General features: G+C 68.3%; 16 protein-coding genes. 10 read left to right on the forward strand and 6 right to left on the reverse strand.

Features of this window, described 5'->3' with window-relative positions; translation table 11 throughout:
- Positions 1-2 precede the first annotated feature (2 nt).
- Positions 3-608, reverse strand: a complete 606-nt coding sequence (locus tag ACTWPB_RS13270; RefSeq protein ID WP_446225950.1) for an alpha/beta hydrolase — start codon at positions 606-608, stop codon at positions 3-5.
- A 161-nt stretch (positions 609-769) separates the two neighbouring features.
- On the opposite strand from ACTWPB_RS13270, the gene ACTWPB_RS13275 reads away from it, so the two are divergent.
- The gene (locus ACTWPB_RS13275) at positions 770-1,684 is read left to right on the forward strand and encodes an SMP-30/gluconolactonase/LRE family protein (protein ID WP_446225951.1); all 915 of its coding nucleotides are present in this window, start codon (positions 770-772) and stop codon (positions 1,682-1,684) included.
- Between the two features lie 235 nt (positions 1,685-1,919).
- Here the strand turns inward: ACTWPB_RS13275 and ACTWPB_RS13280 are convergent, their stop codons facing one another.
- Entirely contained in the window at positions 1,920-2,732 is an 813-nt protein-coding gene (locus ACTWPB_RS13280; protein WP_446225952.1) for a hypothetical protein, read from the reverse strand.
- A 198-nt stretch (positions 2,733-2,930) separates the two neighbouring features.
- On the opposite strand from ACTWPB_RS13280, the gene ACTWPB_RS13285 reads away from it, so the two are divergent.
- Positions 2,931-4,103 (forward strand): acyl-CoA dehydrogenase family protein, encoded by a 1,173-nt coding sequence (locus tag ACTWPB_RS13285; protein ID WP_446225953.1) that lies wholly within the window; start codon positions 2,931-2,933, stop codon positions 4,101-4,103.
- A 9-nt stretch (positions 4,104-4,112) separates the two neighbouring features.
- Positions 4,113-5,240, forward strand: a complete 1,128-nt coding sequence (locus ACTWPB_RS13290; protein WP_446225954.1) for an acyl-CoA dehydrogenase family protein — start codon at positions 4,113-4,115, stop codon at positions 5,238-5,240.
- A gap of 48 nt (positions 5,241-5,288) precedes the next feature.
- On the opposite strand, the gene ACTWPB_RS13295 is transcribed toward ACTWPB_RS13290, so the two are convergent.
- A complete protein-coding gene (locus tag ACTWPB_RS13295) occupies positions 5,289-5,705 on the reverse strand; it encodes a hypothetical protein (protein ID WP_446225955.1) in 417 nt (138 codons plus the stop codon).
- A 255-nt stretch (positions 5,706-5,960) separates the two neighbouring features.
- On the opposite strand from ACTWPB_RS13295, the gene ACTWPB_RS13300 reads away from it, so the two are divergent.
- Both ACTWPB_RS13300 and ACTWPB_RS13305 read left to right on the forward strand, forming a co-directional pair.
- Positions 5,961-6,239, forward strand: coding sequence for a hypothetical protein (locus tag ACTWPB_RS13300; RefSeq protein WP_446225956.1), 279 nt, complete (start codon positions 5,961-5,963; stop codon positions 6,237-6,239).
- Positions 6,240-6,292: 53 nt separating this feature from the next.
- Entirely contained in the window at positions 6,293-7,120 is an 828-nt protein-coding gene (locus ACTWPB_RS13305; RefSeq protein ID WP_446225957.1) for a GNAT family N-acetyltransferase, read from the forward strand.
- A 160-nt stretch (positions 7,121-7,280) separates the two neighbouring features.
- Here the strand turns inward: ACTWPB_RS13305 and ACTWPB_RS13310 are convergent, their stop codons facing one another.
- The 3 genes from ACTWPB_RS13310 to ACTWPB_RS13320 all read right to left on the reverse strand — a co-directional run bounded on the left by ACTWPB_RS13310 (position 7,281) and on the right by ACTWPB_RS13320 (position 12,450).
- Positions 7,281-9,248, reverse strand: coding sequence for a protein kinase domain-containing protein (locus ACTWPB_RS13310; RefSeq protein WP_446225958.1), 1,968 nt, complete (start codon positions 9,246-9,248; stop codon positions 7,281-7,283).
- Positions 9,224-11,089, reverse strand: coding sequence for a protein kinase domain-containing protein (locus ACTWPB_RS13315; protein WP_446225959.1), 1,866 nt, complete (start codon positions 11,087-11,089; stop codon positions 9,224-9,226). Before ACTWPB_RS13315 ends, ACTWPB_RS13310 begins: the two co-directional genes overlap by 25 nt.
- 137 nt (positions 11,090-11,226) lie before the next feature.
- The gene (locus ACTWPB_RS13320) at positions 11,227-12,450 is read right to left on the reverse strand and encodes a protein kinase domain-containing protein (RefSeq protein ID WP_446225960.1); all 1,224 of its coding nucleotides are present in this window, start codon (positions 12,448-12,450) and stop codon (positions 11,227-11,229) included.
- Positions 12,451-12,558: 108 nt separating this feature from the next.
- Between ACTWPB_RS13320 and ACTWPB_RS13325 the strand changes: the two genes are divergently transcribed.
- The 5 genes from ACTWPB_RS13325 to ACTWPB_RS13345 all read left to right on the forward strand — a co-directional run bounded on the left by ACTWPB_RS13325 (position 12,559) and on the right by ACTWPB_RS13345 (position 19,914).
- Entirely contained in the window at positions 12,559-13,329 is a 771-nt protein-coding gene (locus ACTWPB_RS13325) for a deoxyribonuclease IV (RefSeq protein WP_446225961.1), read from the forward strand.
- An 858-nt stretch (positions 13,330-14,187) separates the two neighbouring features.
- A complete protein-coding gene (locus ACTWPB_RS13330) occupies positions 14,188-15,399 on the forward strand; it encodes a CaiB/BaiF CoA transferase family protein (protein ID WP_446225962.1) in 1,212 nt (403 codons plus the stop codon).
- Between the two features lie 163 nt (positions 15,400-15,562).
- Positions 15,563-16,477 carry a hydroxymethylglutaryl-CoA lyase gene (locus tag ACTWPB_RS13335; protein ID WP_446225963.1) on the forward strand — a complete coding sequence of 305 codons (915 nt, stop codon included), beginning with the start codon at positions 15,563-15,565 and terminating at the stop codon, positions 16,475-16,477.
- An 84-nt stretch (positions 16,478-16,561) separates the two neighbouring features.
- Complete coding sequence (locus ACTWPB_RS13340) at positions 16,562-17,338, forward strand: ABC transporter ATP-binding protein (RefSeq protein ID WP_446225964.1); 777 nt, start codon at positions 16,562-16,564, stop codon at positions 17,336-17,338.
- A gap of 56 nt (positions 17,339-17,394) precedes the next feature.
- Positions 17,395-19,914, forward strand: a complete 2,520-nt coding sequence (locus ACTWPB_RS13345; RefSeq protein WP_446226327.1) for an ABC transporter permease — start codon at positions 17,395-17,397, stop codon at positions 19,912-19,914.
- Positions 19,915-20,019: the final 105 nt, after the last annotated feature.

Genomic DNA, 20,019 nt, shown 5'->3' on the forward strand with positions numbered 1-20,019 from the left:
GTTCATCGCACCGCGGTGAGTACCCACTCCGCGATATCGGCCGCCACCCGATGGTGCACCGGTTCGTGCAACAGGTCGTGTCCGGCGTCGGCGTACTCGCGCAAATCTACCGATCGGTGCCGTGCTGTCCATAGCCGGATCACATCGATGGGTGCCCGCCGGTCGTCCACGCCGTGCACCGCGAGCAGCGCAAGACCGGGATCCCCCACCGCGTCGGCGACGCGACGCGGGGTGCCACAGAGGACAAGTCCGGCCAGCTCAGACGGGTTTTCGCGGGCGAGATTCACGGCGGTGACCGCGCCGAGGGAGTGGCCCATCAACACCGGCGCGTCCGGATGATCGGCGCGGACGAGTTCGAGAAATCCCCGCGCGTCGGCGGTCAGCTCGTCGATGGTGCCCGGCGCGTCGGGATCGCCTTCGCTCAGTCCCTGCCCCGAGGTGTCCAGCGTCCACAGCTCGATCCCGGCGGGACGCAATGCCGCGGCGAAGCGGTGGTAGTGCCCGCTGTGCTGACCGGTACCGGGCAACAGCGCCAGCCTCGCCGCGGGCTGGTCGATGGACCAGCACCGGCAGTGGAGTCGTCCACGCTCGCTGTCGAAATAGGGCACGCCTCGATTATCACCGCCGCGCTGACTCAATTGTCATGGGGGACAGCACCAGTCCATGGACATCGGTGACCGGAACCGCGGGTGACGTGGGCCGCACATGGTGGGCCCGCAGCCGTTAGACTTCGCGCGTCGAACTGGTTCAACAGAGTCGAGGGTTGCAGATGTTGTCGTTCCGTCGTTGCGTCGTCCGTGTTGTGGTCGGCGCGGCCGTCGTGACCAGCGCCTCGCTCGGTACCGGTGCCATCGCGGGCGCAGCGCCGCTGTCATCGTGCGGACAGGCGCGCCAAGACGTCGCGATCAGGTCGAGTGTGCCGCTGCTGGACTGGTCGGAGAACTTCGGCATCGATGCCCAGGGTGACCTGTGGGTGTCGCGGGTCATGCGCGGCGAGGTGCAGCGCTACGACCGCGACGGGCGACTCACCGCCACTGTCGCCGTGCCATCGCCCGGTGCGGTCCGGCTCGGTCCCGACGGATTGCTGTACGTGGTCACCGGCAACTCGCCGCTGGCCGGTTCGGGCGGTATCGTCCGCTTCGACCCGGCGGCAGCGCGCCCGAACCCCGTCGCGTTCGCGACCGGGTTCCCGCAGCCCAACGGTGCCGCGTTCGACGCCGACGGCAACCTGTATGTGACCACCGGCAACGGCCTGCACCGCTTGCGCCGCGACGGCAGCGAGGACATGGACTGGTGGTCGGCCGTCAGCATCGACGGACCCAACGGTGTTGTGGTGTCGGGTGATTCGGTCTATGTCACCGCGAACTTCGCCGGCAGCGGCGGCCCGGTCGGTCGCGTGCTGCGACTCTCGCGCACCAACCCGGGCGCGGCGACCACCGTCGCCGACCTGACGTCGTTCGGCAACCTGCCCGATTTCGTCGACGACCTGGTCGTCCGCGACGGCGCCCTCTACGTCACGACGCTGGCCGGCCGCCTCGTCCGGGTCAACCCGGCCACCGGTGCCGCCTGCACTGTTGTCGCCACCCAACCGCTGACCGCGGTCGTCGCCGACCCCGCCGACCCGTCCGCGTTGCTCGCCGGTTCCGAGGAAGGCACCGTCCTGCGGATCCGCCCGATCAGCTGATTCGTCCGTCGACGCGGCTGTTCTGCCCAACCGGCTGACCCAGCCGTTAGGTGACCCGCGGATCCGGCGCACCGCTGTCCGATCGGCGAATTCGTCCTCGCCGATCATGGGATCGTTCGGTGAGAGTCGCTCAAATCGTCTGTGGGGGTTGTCCGGTGAGTCGGCTCCGCCGTCTGTGGGGGTTGTCCGGTGAGTCGGCTCCGCCGTCTGTGGGGATCGTCCGGTGAGAGTCGGCTCAGCCGCCGACGTTGGCCGCCGCCGGTGGGGCCGGGGGAGCGGGCACCGGTGCAGGCTGGATCGTTTGGGCCGGAGCGGGCGCCGGGGCGGCCTGGGCCTGCGGTGTCGGGGTGCCCGAGGATGATTCGCCCGAGCCCGGGCTGACGGCCCGAGGATCGGGGGCGGGCGCAGCCGCGGGGGCTTCGGGGACCGCCACCGGCAGATCGGGCACCACGAATGTGCCGACGGTCGGGGTCATCACGCAGCGAGCGCCCGCGTAGTCGATGGTTCCCCACATCGAGGCGACCACCGTGCCCGCACCGCTGCGCACCGTCTTCGACAGTGACGGCAGAGCGAATTCGGTCTGGTCGTCGAGGCCGACGATGCCGCTCTGACCGTTGTTCACATTGACCCAGGCAACACTGAGGCCCGATGCCAGCGGAACGCCGGTGTGGCGCGGGCTCGCGCTGAAGCGGATGTCGCCCGGTGCCAGGCTCGTCTCGGTGCGCGGGCCCGGTCCTTCGAACGATGCCGCGGCGATGATCGTGGTGATCGGGCCGTTGCTGCCGCAGCCGAAGGTGGGGGCCGCGTAGGTGAAGGGGCTGAACTGCGTGGAGATGTCGCGCAGCGTGTCGACGCCGACGATGCTGGTGAAGCTCGCGATCGCGCCGACACCGGCTTTCGCCGTGGTGTCGTCGCCGGCGAGGTGGGTGAGGTGGCCGATCGCGTCGTCGGTGGGTGTCGCGGCCGCGCTCGGGGCCAGCAGTGCCAGCGCGCTGATGCTCGCCGCGGTGACCGCCGCCGCTCTACCTGCGATGGATCTGCCGTTCACCCGTAACTCCTCGGTGGATGCTCGTCGCCGGATAGTCCGGTTCGTCTGGCAACGTACCAGGTCGTCGCACGGGTCGCCGAGCCGCCGACGGTGGAGCGAGCGCCGCTGGGACAGTCATCGGAGTGTGATGTAGTCGACACCGGGGATTACCGAAGGGTAGGTTTCTCTTCGACGGCTACGAGTAACTGGGAGACCTGTATGAAGTTAGCCCTGTCCCCTGACGAGGTCGCCTTCCGCGACGAGCTCCGGCATTTCTACGCGACCGAGATCCCGGCCGAGATCCGTGACCGGGTCAAGCACGGCGAGGATCTGTCCCGCGAGGACATCGTCACCGCGAACAAGATCCTCAACGACAACGGCTTGTGCGTGCCGAACTGGCCGGTCGCCTGGGGTGGCAAAGACTGGACGCCGATGCAGCGCCACCTGTGGCTCGACGAGATGCAGCTGGCCTCGGTGCCGGAGCCGCTCACATTCAACGCCTCGATGGTCGGCCCGGTGATCGCGCAGTTCGGTTCCGAGGAGCTCAAGCAGCGCTTCCTTCCGCCCACCGCCGCGCTCGACATCTGGTGGTGCCAAGGCTTTTCCGAACCCGACGCGGGCTCCGACCTCGCCTCATTGCGCACCACGGCGGTGCGCGACGGCGACTCCTACATCGTGAACGGCCAGAAGATCTGGACCACGCTCGGCCAGTACGCCGACTGGATCTTCTGCCTGGTGCGCACCGACCCGAACGCGCCGAAGAAGCAGGCGGGCATCTCCTTCCTGCTCTTCGACGTGAAATCGCCCGGTGTCACCATGCGCCCGATCAAGCTGATCGACGGCAGCTACGAAGTCAACGAGGTGTTCTTCGAGAACGTCCGGGTGCCCGCCGATCAGCTCGTCGGCGAGGAGAACCAGGGCTGGACCTACGCCAAGTACCTGCTCGGCAATGAACGCACCTCCATCACCGGCGTCGGCAAGACCAAGGTCAAGCTCGGTCTCGCGAAGGACTATGCCCGCGCCACCAGAACCGGGCGCGGCACACTGCTCGACGACCCGGTGTTCGCGGCGCGGGTGGCCGAGCTGGAGAACGAACTGCTCGCCCTGGAACTGACCCAGCTGCGGGTGGTCTCCAACTCTGTTGAGGGCAAGCCGAATCCGGCATCCTCGGTACTCAAGCTCAAGGGCACGGACTTACAGCAGGCCGCCACCGAACTGCTGCTCGACATCGCGGGCGCCGACGCGCTGCCGGTCGGCGCCGACAGCATCGCCTCGCCCGCGTGGGCCCAGCACACGGGCCCCGGCTACCTGAACTACCGCAAGGTGACCATCTACGGAGGCTCGAGCGAGGTCCAGCGCTCGATCATTTCCTCCACGATCCTCGGATTGTGAGGCGCTGACATGGAACTCGCACTGACCGACGAACAGACGATGCTGCGTGACACCGTGCGCGAACTGCTGCACCGGTTCTACGACGGCGAGGCGCTGGCCAAGGCCGGCGACACCGACCCCGGCTGGAACCGCACGGTGTGGAAGCAGCTCGCCGACCTCGGGGTGCTCGGGCTGACCATTCCCGAGCAGGACGGTGGCGTCGGCGCCGGCCCGGTCGAGGCGATGCTGGTGCAGGAGGAGCTCGGCCGCGCGCTGGCTCCGGAGCCGGTGCTCGACTCGGTGGTGATCCCGGCCGAATTGCTGCGGCTGGCAGGCAGCGCCGAACAGCGGCAACGGCTGTTGCCCGCGCTGGCCGAGGGCACCATCCTGCTCGCCTTCGCCCACACCGAGCCCGGCATCCGGTGGCCCTCGACCGAGCTCACCACCGCGGCGGTGGCCGACGGTGACGGGTACGCGCTGACCGGGGTGAAGAATCCGGTGCTGCGCGGTGATGTCGCCGACGAGCTGATCGTCAGTGCGCTACTGCCGGGGGGCGGGACCGGACTGTTCCTGGTCGACCCGAATCAGGTTGGTGTGCAACGACGTTCGTATCGCACGTTCGACGGTCGCCGCGCGGCCCAGTTCGACTTCGGCAACGCGACCGGCGCACTGCTCGGCGACAACGTCGACGCGGCCGAACAGATCGCCCTGACCCTGGGCTACGCGCAGGCGGCACTGTGCGCGGAATCGGTCGGGGCGATGGAGGTCGCGCTCACGCTGACCACCGAATACCTCAAGACCCGCAAGCAGTTCGGGGTCACGCTGTCGAAGTTCCAGGTGCTCACCCAGCGGGCGGCCGACTGCTACGTCTCGCTGGAACTGGCCCGCAGCATGAGCCTGTACGCGACGGCGGCGCTGGCCGACGGCGGCAACGATCCGGTGGTCGCCTCACGGGCGCGGTTGCAGGTGGGCAAGTCCGCCGAGCACATCGGCCAGGAAGCGATCCAGATGCACGGTGGCATCGGCGTCACCGCGGAGTATCCGGTGAGCCACTATGTCGCCCGGTTGACCGCGATCGGGCAGACACTCGGTGGGGCGCTGGAACATCGGCGTGAGCTGGCCGATCGGATCGGCGAGTACGACCTGGTCGAGCTGTAGCGGTTCGATGATGGTGCGTGCCCGGTTCGGGTGCGCACCATTGTCGTGTCAGCCCTCGGCGGTAGTGGGGGCCGGGGTTTCGGTGATCTCCGGCGGGCGCAGCGCCGCCTCTGGCGACCGGGATTCCGTTGTCGCCTCGGCGGGGCGGGACTCGGGAGCCGGTTCGCCCTCGGGCGGTGTCTCCGACGGTGAGGTCTCGGTGGAGCTGAGGCTGAACGGTTTACGCGGCGACATGTACGGCGCGATCCGCCAGCTCGGCGACGGTGGGATCGAGATGTGCACCGTCGTCGAGGTCGGTTCGTCCGCGGCCCGCGCGGGTGCGGCGGCCAGGTCCGCGCTCAACGGCGGCGCCGGAACATAGACATCCTGTTGTCCGACACCGCACGCACCGATGATGATCAGTCCGAGCGACACCGCGCCAACAGCGACTGCCGGACCCACGAACTTGGCCCTGCTGTTATCCATCGCCTGCTTACTCCTCGTCGGCTTCGAGATCGCCTCACAGTAGTTCAGGTCGGGCCGAAGAGCGCATTTTAAACGCAAGTGGTCCAGATATCGGATTGATCAATTCGGCGTGTCGTGGGGACGTGTCGCGCACGTTCGACGTCGCCGAGTCGTAGCGTGTGAGCAAAGTTACGCATGAGACGCCCGGACCGAAACCCCTGACGCGCGAGGTTTGCGCGACGCAAGTATCTGATCGGCGTCATCGAGGAGAATCTCATGGGAGCACTCTCGACACCCCGGCTGGAAACCGCGGCGGCGAACACCGATTCGGCCACCGTTGGGCATGTGTCATCGACACCGCCCGGCAATCGCGCCTTCGCGGTTGCCGCACGGATCATGGGCTGGGTGTTCTTCGTCGGCGGACTCGTCGGCGCCGGCCTCGGTATCGCGGGCCTGCACGTGGAGATCGCCGTCGCCGGGCTGATCCTGGCCTGCACGGCTGGTCTCATCCTCTTGAAGCTGCGCACCGATCGGGACGCGCACGAAACAACCTGATACACCTCATAATTCGAATGCGGCCCCGGGTGTGAAGGCTTACCGTCGATACGGTGCTCATCGAAATCACCGCTGACGCGGCCCGGTTCCTGGACGACGTGCGGCCGTTCCTGCATGGTGATCCACTGCGCCACACGGTCATCGCCACTTCCTTGGTGAACCAGATCAACGGCAGGTCCGGCGGGATGGTGACGCAATTCCTGAGCGTCCGTAACAGTGCGGGCGAGGTCGTCGGCCTCGCGCAGTGCACGAACGGCGCCGTCTACCTCGGTGAGCTGCCCGCACACGCCATTTCGGCCGTCGCCGATGCCTTCCCGGCACATGACATCGCGCTGAGCAGTGTCGAGGGCGCCGAAGCCGACGCCGCTGCCTTCGCGGCGCACTGGTCCAAGACCAACAGCGGCACCTACAGCGAGACGTTCTCGGTCCGCCTGTTCCGCCTCGGCACCCTGGACGTGCCCGACGCGCAGGGCGCACCGCGGCAGGCCACCGTCGACGATATGGCCGTCTGCATCGCGATGACCGAGGAGTTCTGTATGGAAGCCGATGTGCCACAGCGACTCGACGAGACGGCGATGCGCAGGCGTATCGAGGCCGGAACCTCGTGGTTGTGGGAGCACGACGGTAAGCCCGTCACGCTGGTTGCCCGGCACGCGGCGGTGCTCGGCTGGGCCAGGATCGGGCCGGTCTACACCCCACCGCGGTTCCGGGGCAACGGGTTCGCGAGCGCGCTGACCGCCACGGTCGCGGGCCGGATTCGCGCGGAGGGCGCCGACGCCTGCCTGTTCACCGACCTGGCCAATCCGACGTCGAACAAGATCTACCAGCGAATCGGCTTCGAACCGGTGCGCGACTTCGTGCACTACGCGCTGATCGCCTGAGGGCTCACGGCCGTAGCGAATGCGGAGCTACGCCAAAGGGGCGCAGTCGCGCAGCGGTCCTCAGCCGCGCATGGCTGGAGCGTATGCGGAGGTACGCCCAAGGGCGCAGTCGCGCAGCGGTCCTCAGCCGCGCACGGCCGTAGCGAATGCGGAGGTACGCCTAGACCAGCGGGGCGGCGTGCCACCAATCCAGCATCTGCGCCTCGTCGGCGATGAAGCCGCGGCTGTACATGAGCATGCTGTCGCGGCCGGGGTCGCCGTCGAAGCGGGTGACCATGCGCGGTGATCGTGGCTGGCTGTCGTGCAGGACGAAGTTCGTGTAGGTGCGGTCGGTGTGCGTCGTGGGGCGCACGTCATTGGCGGGCAGGCCCGAGATCGCTTGCGCGGCCAGGCCCGCGGAGGGGTAGTGGAAGAACTCGTAGCTGGCCTTGTTGCCACCGCCGAAGCAATGCCACATCACCGACCAGTCGCCCATATCGGCGTCGTCGGAATGGCGGACGGCGCTCGCGCGGTCGTAGGCGAGGCAGCCCGCGTTGCCCAGACCTGAACCGGCGTGGACGAGGTTGCTCGCCGAGGTGCGCGGCAGCATGCGGGGGAACTCGTCGCTGAGCTGTGCCGCGTTGGCGCCGACGATCTGCCGGTCGGTGGCCGGACGCGTAGTCGACGTCAAGCGCTGGGGCGCGGAGGTAGTCGCGTCCACGGAAGACGGTGTGACCGAAGAGGTTTCGAGACCCGGCCGACCCGATGCGCCTGCGTCGCCGTCATCGCCGAACGCCTTCATGAGAATCCAGCCGAGGAACACCACAGCGGCGATGAGCGCCAGCCAGCCGATCGGCGACCCCTCCCAGCGTGAGTTCCGTTTCTTCCCGAGATACTCCTCGGCGACCGACGGGCGCCCGCCCGTCTGCCTGGAACGCCCGGCGTCGCGGGGACGCTGCGCGAGGGCATTCGGCGCGCTCGCGGGGTACGGAGACGACCCGCTCGGCCACGAAGGACTCGGCTGCGCGGGCCACGATCGACCGCCCACTCCGGCAGGCCACTGCTGACCAGGGCCCGGCGCGCCGTTGGCTCCCCACTGCGGGCCGTACCCTGGTTGGCCGCCTGCGGCCCACGGCTGATCGGGACCGGTTGTGCCCGGCCATGGCGTCTGTCCGCCCGGTGAATTCGGGTCGGTGTGTCCGGCAACCGGGTAACCGGCGCCCGGGGTGAAGGACGAGTTCGGTGGGTAGGTCCTGGTCGGCGCCGAGCCGTGAATCTGCTGCGGGACCGGGTGACCGGCTAATGCCCGCTGCGCGGCGGCGGCGAATTCGGCGCAGGTGGCGAAGCGTTCTTCGGGGCGCTTGGCCATGCCTCGGGCGAGGACCGCGTCCAGCGCGGGGATGATGCCCGATTGGCGGGTGCTCGCTCGGGGCGGGGGTTGCTGGAGGTGGCCTTGGATCACCGCGACGGGGTTGGTGGCATCGAAGGGGGTGGTTCCGGTGAGGAGCCGGAAAAGCGTGCAGGCCAGGGAGTACTGGTCGGCCCGGCCGTCGAGGGTGATGCCGGCGAGCTGTTCGGGGGAGGCGAAAGCCAGTGTGGCCGTGAAGGTGCCGGTTTGGGTGAGCTTGGCGGCGTTGTCGTCGTGCAGGCGGGCGATGCCGAAATCGGTGAGGTAGACGCGTTCGGTGCCGTCGACCGGTTCGATCAGGATGTTGGCGGGTTTCACATCGCGGTGCAGCACACCTCGGCTGTGCGCGAAGTCCAGTGCCGCCGCGGTTTCGGCGACGATGCGGACCGCGCGCGCCGGGTCGACCGGCGAGGGCAGCGACGACGCGTCGGCACCGTCGATGTAGCGCATCGAGATCCACAGCTGATCGTTCTCGACACCCCGGTCGTACACGGTGACGATATTCGGGTGCTCGAGCTGCGCCACGAGGTCGGCCTCGCGTTCGAACCTGGCCTTGATCTCGTTGTCGAAGAACAACTCCCGGTTGAGCAGCTTCATCGCGGTGCGGCGCGGCAGCCGCGGATGGCGCGCCAGGTACACCGAGCCCATGCCGCCACGGCCGAGCAGTCGTTCGATCGTATATCCGGCGAAAACGCCGCCCTCGTTCTGCATCGACATCAGTTCAGCGGTGCCGAGCGCCACCAGCGCAGCACCTCGTCGGACGTGCCGTAGCCGTCGGTGTACATCAGGAACTGGGCGCGGTCGGGGTCGCCGGTGAACTGCGTGATGATCTTGTTCCCGTTGTCGGTGTATTTGTAGTTGGTGTACTGCTTGCCGCCGTTGCTGTCGATGGACTTGGTGTTGGGCGGCAGGCCGTCGAGCACCGACTTGGCGTCGGCGGCGGAGTCGAAGGCGTAGATCCGGTAGAACGGGTCGTCGCTGTTGCCGCCGCCGAAGCAACTCCACAGATGGACCCAGGCGCCGAAATCGGGTTCGCCTTCCGCGGGCGATGGCGGATCGCTGTTGTCGGTCTCCCAGCAGGTGGCGCCGTTGTACCCGGTGGAATCGTCGACCGTGGCGGGCACGATCCGGCCGAATTCGGCGCTGATGGCCGCGGCGTTCGGGGTGATGTGCTCGGCCGCTGTCGTTGTCGTCGTGCGGTCGCCGCCGCCCGCGTCATCGCCGCTGGCCGCGATGCCGATGCCGATCAGCAGCATGATCACCAGGATCACCGCGATCACGATGCCGATGATCAGCCCGGTGTTGGACTTCGACGGCGGTCGCTGTCCCTGCGGATACTGGGTGAAACCACTGGCCTGTGGCCGCGGCGCGGACTGGTACTGCGGGCGCGACTGCTGGGCGTAAGGATTCTGCGGAGCGCCGGTCGGCGACTGGTTCATCGGCCGCTGGGTACCCATCGGACCGCCGGTCATCGGCCCCTGGACGGTACCCATCTGGCCACCGGTCGTCGGCCCGTGGGCGGTACCCATCTGGCCACCGGTCATGGGGCCCTGGCCGGTGCCCATCTGCCCGCCGGTCATGGGGCCGTGGGCGGTGCCCATCTGGCCGCCGGTCATCGGACCCTGTGTGGCAACGGGATACGGCAGACCGGTCTGCGGAATCGCGCCGCCCGTCGTGGGTCGCCCGGCGATCGGCAGCGCCCCGCCGGTGCCAGGTCGCGAACCGGGAATCGGCAGCGCGGGCGCGCTCGGACTGTTCAGCGCCTCGATCGCGGCCTCGGCGAAGTCCGAACAGGAATCGAACCGGTCATCGGGCCGCTTGGCCATCGCCTTGGCGAGCACGCCGTCCAGCGCGTAGGAGAGTCCGGGCCGCACACTGCTCAACGACGGCGGCGGTTGCTGAAGGTGGCCCTGGATAACCGCGGCCGGGTTGGTCGCCGCGAACGGTCCCGAACCGGTGAACAGCCAGAACAGCGCGCAGGCAAGGGAATACTGGTCCGAACGGTGGTCGAGTGCGGCGCCGGTGAGCTGTTCGGGCGAGGCGTAGGCGAGCGTCGCGGTGAAGGTGCCGGTCTGGGTGAGATGGCCGGTGTCGTCGCGCAATCGGGCGATGCCGAAGTCGGTGAGGTAGACCCGTTCGCCACGGCCCGCGCCCGAGCGGGCGAGCAGGATATTGGCCGGTTTCACGTCGCGGTGCAGCACGCCCATGCCGTGCGCGTAGTCCAGCGCGTCGGCGGTCTCCTTCACGATCTGCAGCGCGCGAGCAGGCGGCAGTGTCTGCGGATCCACCGATGCCGCGTCGACGCCGTCGATGAACTGCATGGAGATCCACAGCTGTTCGTCGTCGTGTCCGCGGTCGTAGACGGTGACGATGTTCGGATGATCAAGGCGCGAAACGAGATCGGCCTCCCGCTCGAATCGCGCCCGCACCTCGGCGTCGAAGAACATCTCGCGATTGAGCAACTTCAGCGCCGTCATCCGCGGCAGGCGAGGGTGCTTGGCCAGATAGACCGAACCCATGCCACCACGACCGAGCTGCCGTTCGATGACGTAGCCGGCGAAGACATCTCCGTTGGCCAGCATGTCTGCTCCACTTCCCGCCGCGCGCCGGGACCCACCAGCGCACGCGCGTACAGCATAAAAGCCGCGGCCGAGGTTGCCCGCCACGGGAAAATCAACGAAACCTTATCAGCAGACGACGACGTCGAAGGCTGCCACGATCACGGCGGACGCCGCTGCTGGGGCGGCACGATATAGCCGGGATGGTTACGGCCACCAGGCAAATCGATAGTGCCGGGGCGAGCGGTACCGCGCCGCGGTGGCACCGCGGGCACGCCCGTGGACGGCCGCGGCGCATGCGGGTGCGGCTGCGCCGGAGTGGTCGGCGGGGTGTGCGCGTGTGGGTGCGGCTGCGCGGGGGTGGTCGGCGGGGTGTGCGCGTGTGGGTGCGGCTGCGCGGGGGTGGGGGGCGGTGGTGCGGTGCGGTAAGGCTGTGCCGGGGTTTGCGGCCGGGGATATCCCGGTGCCTGCGGGTACGGGTCGCGGGCGCGCAGAATCACGCCCGCCGCCGTGTACTGCTGCTGGTGATGCCACGGCCCCGGCACCGCGAACAGCGCGGCCTTGGCCGCCTGGGCGAACTCGGCACAGCTGGCGAAACGCGACTCGGCTCGCTTGGCGGTGGCCCTGGCCAGCACCGCGTCGAGCGTCGCTGGTAGATCGGGGCGCAGACTGCGCAGCGGGGGAATGGGCTTGCTCAGGTGCGCCTGGATGACCGCGCCCGGACTCGGTCCGGGGAACGGCACCGAGCCCGTCAGCATCCAGAACAGCGTGCAGGCCAGCGAATACTGATCGGCGCGATGATCCAGCGGTGCGCCTGCCAGGTGCTCGGGCGCGGCGTAGGCCAGGGTGGCGGTGATCGTGCCCGCCGAGGACAGCGTGGTCTCGCTGTCGCGCACCGCCGCGATGCCGAAGTCGGTGAGCACCACGCGTTCCGGGCGCCCGATCGGCGGCTTGGCGAGCAGGATGTTCGCGGGTTTCACGTCGCGGTGCAGCACGCCACTGGCGTGCGCGAAGTCCAGTGCGGTGGCGGTCTCGGCGACGATCTGTACCGCCCGGCCCGGCGTGAGCACGTTCACATCGGCGGTCGCGACATCGGTGCCTGCCACGAACTGCATGGAGATCCATAGCTGATCGTCATCGGTGCCGCGGTCGTAGACATTGACGATATTGGGGTGCTCGAGCTGGGCGACCAGATCGGCTTCGCGTTCGAAGCGGTGGCGGATCTCCTCGTCGGCCGACAGCTCGCGGCTGAGCAGTTTCAGCGCGGTCAGCCGGGGCAGACGCGGGTGCCTGGCCAGGTAGACCACGCCCATGCCACCCTGGCCGAGCACACGCCGGATCGTGTACCCGGCGAACACGTCGCCTTTGCGCAACACGCGAGTCACCCCCTCCAGGGCAGAGCAGCCGCCCGAAATTCTACCGATGTATCTCCCGAAGCCACCGCGGTGCAACATCGGCCGAAGTTGTCGGTGCCTGATATTAGGGTGGGATCTATGCGCATTGGAGCACACGTTCGCGACGAGAGCGATCCGATCGGCTTCGGTGAGAAGCTCGGTGCCGAGGTTGTCCAGATGTTCGTGGTCGATCCGCAGAGCTGGGACAAACCCCAGCCGCATCCCAAGGCCGCCGAGATTCTGGCCAGTCCGATCGATGTTGTCGTGCACTCGTCCTATCAGATCAATGTGGCGAGCCTGAACAACCGGTTGCGGATGCCCTCGCGCAACGCGGTGGCACAGCAGGCGAAGGCGGCGGCCGAGCTCGGTGCGTTCGGGCTGGTCGTGCACGGGGGACATGTGCGCTCCGATGCCGAGCTCGATACCGGTATCGACAACTGGCGCAAGCTGTTCGAACGTCAGCAGGACAAGGGCGGGTTCGCGGTGCCGATCCTGATCGAGAACACCGCGGGCGGCAATCACGCGATGGCACGGCACTTCGATTCGATCGCGCGACTGTGGGACGCGGTCGGGGACTACGGTGCCGGTTTCTGTCTCGACACCTGTCACGCGTGGGCGGGTGGTGAGGAATTGGTCGGGGTGGTCGAGCGGATCAAGGCCATCACCGGGCGCATCGACCTGGTGCACCTGAACTCCTCGCGCGACGAATTCGATTCCGGCGCCGACCGGCACGCCAATTTCGCCGACGGCACCATCGACCCGCAATTGCTCGCCGAGGTCTGCCGCACGGCCGGTGCACCGGTCATCCTGGAAACCCCGGCCGAAGGGGTCGCCGAGGACCTGGCCTACCTGCGCGAGCACATCGGCTGAGGGTGTTGGGATCGCCCCGAGGCACAACCTGTCTGTCGAACGGGATTCACGGTGTGCTTTGACGCATACCTACCGATCGAGAACGACAGGTGATCCCCATGACGGTCGACCACGCCCTCCGCGCCACCCTGAGGGTGACGTTGCTCGCTAGCTGAGAAGTGGTGCTGACCTGGGGTTTGGTAGTCCCAGGTCGGTATACGCTGTGTTTATTGGCGCGCTGGCGCGCGCGTGTCCGCGGCCCAAAGGGCCGCCGGTTAGCGCTCGAGACTTGCGCCTGCGGCGCGTGCGCTTTCGAGCGCTAACCGGCGACCCGGCCGCGGACCGGCCACTTCGTGGCCGTCCCTCCCCAGGGGTCGGGAGTGCGGGTCGGGAGTGCGGTCATGGCGGTCTTGGGGTCTGGAGGTGTGGCTGGGAGCGCGGTAGGGCTGCGGACTCGGGGTGTGGGGTGTGGCTGGGAGCGCGGTAGGGCTGCGGACTCGGGGTGTGGGGTGTGGCTGGGAGCGCGGTAGGGCTGCGGACTCGGGGTGGGGGTGTGGGCTGGGCGCGGTAGGGCTGCGGACTCGGGGTGGGGGTGTGGGCTGGGCGCGGTAGGGCTGCGGACTCGGGGTGGGGGTGTGGGCTGGGCGCGGTAGGGCTGCGGACTCGGGGTGGGGGTGTGGGCTGGGCGCGGTAGGGCTGCGGACTCGGGGTGGGGGTGTGGGCTGGGAGCGCGGTAGGGCTGCGGACTCGGGGTGGGGGTGTGGGCTGGGAGCGGTAGGGCTGCGGTCTTGGGGTGTGGCTGGGGTGGGGGAGGATGGGCTTGGGGTTGGTGGGCGAGGGGGGCGCGAGCTATGGCGAGTGGGCCGCCATACTGGGCGCATGAGTATTCGGCCGTTGGACGGTGTTCGCGTCCTGGAACTCGGTAACTATGTTGCCGCTCCTACTGCCGGACGTATTCTGGGCGATTTCGGCGCCGAGGTGATCAAGGTGGAGCGCCCGGGAACGGGCGACGAGTTGCGCAACTGGCGGTTGTACGGTGGCGATACCTCGATGCTGTATCGCACCGTCAATCGCAACAAGAAGTCGATCGTGCTCGATCTGCGCACCGAGGCGGGGCGCGCGATCGTGCTCGACCTGGTGAAGCAGTGCGATGTGCTCCTCGAGAACTTCCGGCCGGGGATGCTCGAGAAGTGGGGGCTCGGGCCAGCCGCGCTCGAAGAAGCGAACCCGAAGCTGGTGATCACGCGTATCTCGGCATATGGGCAGACCGGGCCGATGGCCGCTCGGCCCGGATTCGCCGCGGTCGCGGAGGCGGTCGGTGGACTGCGTGAGCTGGTGGGCGATCCGGACCGGCCGCCGGTGCGTACCGGGGTATCGATCGGTGATTCGATCGCGGGCATCTACGCGGCGTTCGGGACCGTGATGGCGCTGTTCCAGCGCGAACGGGTCGCGGGTCCGGTGCCGCAGGTGGAGCGGATCATCGATGTCGCGCTCAACGAGTCGATCCTGTCGGTGATGGAATCGCTGATCCCCGACCACCTCGCCTACGGCATCAATCGCGAGCGCGTCGGCGGCCGGATGGAGGGCATCGCACCGTCGAACGCCTACCCGACCAGCGACGGTTTCTCCATCATCATCGGTGGCAACGGCGACGCCATCTTCCAGCGGTACATGCAGGTCATCGGCCGCCCCGACCTGGCCGTCGACCCCGAACTCGCCGACAACTCCGGCCGCTGGCGCAACCGTGAGCGCCTCGACGCCTCGATCGCGGAATGGACGATCGGGCGCACGCGCGCGCAAGCGCTGAAAGTGCTCGACGACGCCGCCATTCCGTGCGGCCCGATCTATACCGCCGCCGACATCGTGGCCGACGAGCAGTACCGCGCACGCAATATGATCCAGATGTTCCCCGTCGACGTGGGCGAGGCCGAACCCAAACAGGTGGGTTTCGGTGGCATCGTCCCGGTGATCGGGGGCGCATCGCTGCCGATCCGCAATGTCGGCCCCGACCTCGGCGAGCACACCAGGGAAGTGCTCGGCGGGCTGCTCGGGATGAGTGAAGATCAGATCGACGCGCTGGAGGCACTGTGACGAGGCGAGTACACGGCAGGCGCCGCCCGCCGGTGCGCAACAAGTGGGAGCCGCACGGTCCGGGTCATGTGCGTCCGACGGTCCACCCCACGCCGGCCAGCGTCGGCGACAAACCGTGTGGTGGCGTGATGTGCGTGCCCACGCAAGAACCCGAGCAGCGGCGATGACCGCACCGCTGTTGCGGGACGTGACGCTGCGCGACGGCCTGCAGCTCACCGGCAAGGTACTGCCCGTCGAGCGGAAGGTCGAGGTGGTGCGCAGGCTGCTCGCCGCCGGTGTGCCCGCACTCGAGATCGGTTCGATGGCGCGGCCCGATCTCGTTGCGCCGATGGCCAATTCGCTCGAGTTGATCGCGGCGCTTACCCCCGATGAGCTGGCGAAATGCTGGGTGTGGGTGGCTACGCCGCGCCACGTCGAGAAGGCCGCAGCGGCCGGTGCGCGCAATTTCCAGTACTGCTTGTCGGTGTCGGACGCGCACAACAAGGCCAATATCGGCCGCGATACCGAGACCTCGGTGGCCGCGATGCCCGACGCGATCCGCCTGGCCCACCAGGCAGGTGGCGAGATCCAGCTGTGCCTGGCCACCACCTTCACCTGCCCGTTCGACGGACCCGTCGATCCGGAGCGGGTCCTCGCCATCGCGAATGACCCGCGCACCGACGGCGCCGCCGACATCGTCCTGGCCGACACTCTCGGCCAGGCCCACCCCGGTCAGGTGAGCGCATTGGTCACCGCTGTCCGCGACACCACACCGCCGCGCCGCATCGTCTTCCACGGTCACGACACCTGGGGCATGGGTGTGGCCAACACCCTCGCGGCGGTCGCCGCGGGCGCCACCATGGTCGACGGCGCGCTCGGCGGCCTCGGCGGCTGTCCTTTCGCCCCCGGTGCCAGCGGCAACACCGCCTCCGAGGACATCCTCTTCGCCACAAGGCCCGACTGGTTCACCCCGGCCTCGCTGGCCGATCTGGTCGGCCTCACCGAAGGGCTCCTCACCGAGCTGGGCGAACCCAACCGCTCCCGCGCGCTGGAAGGCGCGCGTTCCGCGGCCGACGCGTTCGAGTGGGTCGTCCACTAGCTGTCACTGAGAGGTCGGTAAGACCTGCGGTATCGGGGGGATCCCGGATGGCGCGGTGAACTCCTGCCAGCCAGACTGGACAGCATGACTTCGCACGCCATGGGGACCGAGGCCGTCGATGCGGCGGCCGCCACCGATATCGCGGCCGCCGCGCTCGATCTGGTCAAGCTGTACGGATCGGGAGATACACAGGTCAAGGCCCTCGACGGAGTGTCGGCCGACTTCGCCAAAGGCGAGTTCACCGCGATCATGGGTCCATCCGGCTCGGGCAAGTCGACGCTGATGCACTGCCTGGCCGGGCTCGACAGCGCCAGCGCGGGCGAGGTACGCATCGGTGACACCCCGCTCACCGGCCTGTCCGACAAGCAGATGACGGCGCTGCGGCGTGACCGGATCGGGTTCGTCTTCCAGGCGTTCAACCTGGTCCCGACGCTCACCGCGCTGGAGAACATCACCCTCCCGCTCGATATCGCGGGTCGCAAGCCCGACCAGGAATGGCTCGACACCGTGGTCAAGCGCCTCGGCATCGGCGACCGCCTCGAGCACCGGCCGTCCGAGCTGTCCGGTGGCCAGCAGCAGCGCGTGGCGTGTGCGCGTGCGCTGGTGGGCAAACCGGAGATCATCTTCGGTGACGAACCGACCGGCAACCTGGACTCGCATTCCTCGGGTGAGGTGCTCTCGATCCTGCGTGCCTCGGTCGACGAGTTCCACCAGACCGTCGTGATCGTCACCCATGACCCGCGGGCGGCCGCGTACGCCGACCGCGTCGTGTTCCTCGCCGACGGCCGCATCGTCGACGAGCTGCGTGACCCGACTCAGGATTCGATCCTCGACCGGATGAAGGCGCTGGAAACCCGATGAACGCAGCATCGCCGAGCGATTCGATGAAGGGTGGGGGCCGGGTGGCCGGTGGGCCGATGCGCAAGGTCGCCCTGCGTAACCTCGCCGCGCACAAGGTGCGGTTGGCATTGACCCTGCTGTCGGTGGTTCTCGGGACCGCCTTCATCTCCGGATCGTTCGTTTTCACCGACACGTTGCAGCGCACCTTCGACGGCATCTTCGAAGGCCAGGCCCAGGGTGTGGACGTGCGCGTCGGCCCCGCGGATCGCCAATCGCTGGGTCTGCCGACGAATATCGTCGACGCGCTGGCCAAGTACGAGGGTGTCGCGCGGGTCGCTCCCGCCGTGAACGGCCCGGTCGTGCTGCTCGAGCCCGACGGTAAGAAGGCTGTCCAGACCGGTGGCGCACCGAGTTTCGGGCTGTCCTACCTGCCGCCGGACAAGTCCGTCGAGGAACCGGACACTTTCGTGGCCGGTGCCGCGCCCACCCAGCCGAACGAGATCGCGCTCAATACCGGGGGCGCCGAGAAGGCCGGGCTGAAGGTCGGCGACAAGACGAAGGTGCTGATTCCCTCCAAGGGCGATCCCTTCGAGGTGACACTGTCGGGCATCTACGAGATGCCAGGTGCCGAGGGCGGCGGTGTGGTCGCGGTGATGTTCACCGAGCCGCAGGGCCGCAAGCTGTTCACCGACGGCTCGCACGTGGCCTACGCCGATATCGCGGCGGCGCCCGGAGTTTCGGCCGATGACCTGCGCGACCAGCTCGCCGCCGGGCTGCCCGACTACAAGGTGCAGAACTCCGACCAGGTCCGCGAGGACCTGAAGAAGGAGATCTCCGAGGCACTCACCTTCATCAACTACTTCCTGCTCGCCTTCGGCGCGATCGCGCTGATCGTCGGCACGTTCATCATCTACAACACCTTCTCGATGATCGTGGCCCAGCGGCTGCGCGAACTCGCGTTGCTCCGCGCGATCGGGGCGAGCCGTCAGCAGGTCGGTCGGTCGGTGGTCGGTGAGGCCATTGTGATCGGGTTGATCGGTAGCGCGCTCGGGTTGGCCGCCGGTATCGGGTTGGCGTACGGGTTGTCGGTGCTGCTCAACGCTTTCGATCTCGGACTGCCCACCGGTTCGCTGACGGTGCTGCCGCGGACCGCGATCGTGGCGCTGCTCGTCGGCCTGATCGTCACCGTGGCCAGTGCCTACGCCCCCGCTCGGCGGGCCGCGAAGGTGCCGCCCGTGGAGGCGATGCGTTCCGAATTCGCCAGTGCCGGTGACTCTTTGCACGTGCGGACGGTGATCGGCGCGGTCATGGCCGTTGCCGGTGGGGTGCTCGTCTACGTCGGTGCGCAGGGCACCGGTAAGGGCTCGGCGGTGACCGTCGGTGTCGGTGCGCTCGGGTTGATCCTGGCTGTGCTGCTGGCGGCGCCCGCGCTGTCACGGCCGATGGTGCTCGTGCTCGGGGTGCTCACCAGGCCGTTCGGCCCGATCGGGCAGATGGCGCGCAACAACGCCACGCGCAACCCCCGTCGCACCGCGGCCACCGCGTTCGCGCTCACGCTCGGCCTGATGCTGGTCTCGGCGATCGGCATTCTCGGCGCTTCGGCGAAAACCAGTGTCGGTGTGCTGATCGACAGGGGTGTGAAGGCCGAATACGTGCTCGCCGGTCCGCAGATGATCGGTGCGCCGATCGGTGCGGTCGACGCTGTGCGCACCGAGGTGCCCGGGATCAGTGATGTCACCGGGATCCGGGTCGTCGCGTTCAAGGTCGGCGACGATCAGATCGGCGCCACTTCGCCGGATGGCCCGATCGATCCGGTGATGGACATCGACATGATCAGCGGCACGAGCACGATCCCCGCCGGTGGCGCGCTCGTCGATGAGACCGAGGCGGCCGCTCGTGGCTGGCAGCCCGGCGACAAGATCGCCATCACCAGCCTCGACAACAAGCAGCTCGAGCTCACCGTCGCCGGCATCTACGCCAACACACCGCTGCTCGGACCCATGGTCGTCGATCCCGGCGTCTACGAGCAGTTGATGCCGCAGAGCCTGCGCACCAATATCTTCGTGCTGGTCAAGGCCGTGCCGGGAACGGATCTCACCGCGATGCGGGCGAACCTGGAGAAGGCCACCGAACCGTTCGTGGTGGTGCAGGTCCAAGACCACGAGGAGTTCAAGGGCGCGCAGGGCAAGCAGATCAACACCCTGCTCGCCATCCTCTACGGGCTGCTCGCCTTGGCCGTGGTGATCGCGGTGCTCGGCATCATCAACACCCTCGCGCTGTCGGTGGTGGAGCGTCGGCGCGAGATCGGCATGCTGCGCGCGGTGGGCACCCAGCGTGCGCAGGTGCGGCGCACGATCTACCTGGAGTCCATGCTGATCGCCATCTTCGGTGCGATCGTCGGGCTGGTGCTCGGCATCGCGCTCGGCGTCGGATTCCTGCGCACCCTGCGCGACATGGGCATCGACCAGATCACTATTCCCTGGTCGCAGCTGGTGATCGTGCTGGTCGCGTCGGGCGTGGTCGGTGTGCTGGCCGCGGTGTGGCCGGGTGTGCGGGCCGCGCGGACGCCCCCGCTGGCGGCTATCGCGGATCTGTAGGGCCCGGCGAACGGCTCTGCGCTGGACTCTGTCCGCGGGGAGCCGTTCGTTGTCTGCGCTCAGCGTTCACAATTCGGGTGATCGGGCGCGAATTTCGACGGTCGA

The sequence above is a fragment of the Nocardia sp. IBHARD005 genome (assembly GCF_052814245.1).

Bases quoted from the DNA above. Each gene is read 5' to 3' on its own strand.
- ACTWPB_RS13330 (WP_446225962.1), top strand. From the start codon at position 14,188: ATGAGTATTCGGCCGTTGGACGGTGTTCGCGTCCTGGAACTCGGTAAC.
- ACTWPB_RS13325 (WP_446225961.1), top strand. From the start codon at position 12,559: ATGCGCATTGGAGCACACGTTCGCGACGAGAGCGATCCGATCGGCTTC.
- ACTWPB_RS13340 (WP_446225964.1), top strand. From the start codon at position 16,562: ATGACTTCGCACGCCATGGGGACCGAGGCCGTCGATGCGGCGGCCGCC.
- ACTWPB_RS13275 (WP_446225951.1), top strand. From the start codon at position 770: ATGTTGTCGTTCCGTCGTTGCGTCGTCCGTGTTGTGGTCGGCGCGGCC.
- ACTWPB_RS13345 (WP_446226327.1), top strand. From the start codon at position 17,395: ATGCGCAAGGTCGCCCTGCGTAACCTCGCCGCGCACAAGGTGCGGTTG.
- ACTWPB_RS13300 (WP_446225956.1), top strand. From the start codon at position 5,961: ATGGGAGCACTCTCGACACCCCGGCTGGAAACCGCGGCGGCGAACACC.
- ACTWPB_RS13315 (WP_446225959.1), bottom strand. From the start codon at position 11,089: ATGCTGGCCAACGGAGATGTCTTCGCCGGCTACGTCATCGAACGGCAG.
- ACTWPB_RS13290 (WP_446225954.1), top strand. From the start codon at position 4,113: ATGGAACTCGCACTGACCGACGAACAGACGATGCTGCGTGACACCGTG.
- ACTWPB_RS13335 (WP_446225963.1), top strand. From the start codon at position 15,563: ATGACCGCACCGCTGTTGCGGGACGTGACGCTGCGCGACGGCCTGCAG.
- ACTWPB_RS13295 (WP_446225955.1), bottom strand. From the start codon at position 5,705: ATGGATAACAGCAGGGCCAAGTTCGTGGGTCCGGCAGTCGCTGTTGGC.
- ACTWPB_RS13285 (WP_446225953.1), top strand. From the start codon at position 2,931: ATGAAGTTAGCCCTGTCCCCTGACGAGGTCGCCTTCCGCGACGAGCTC.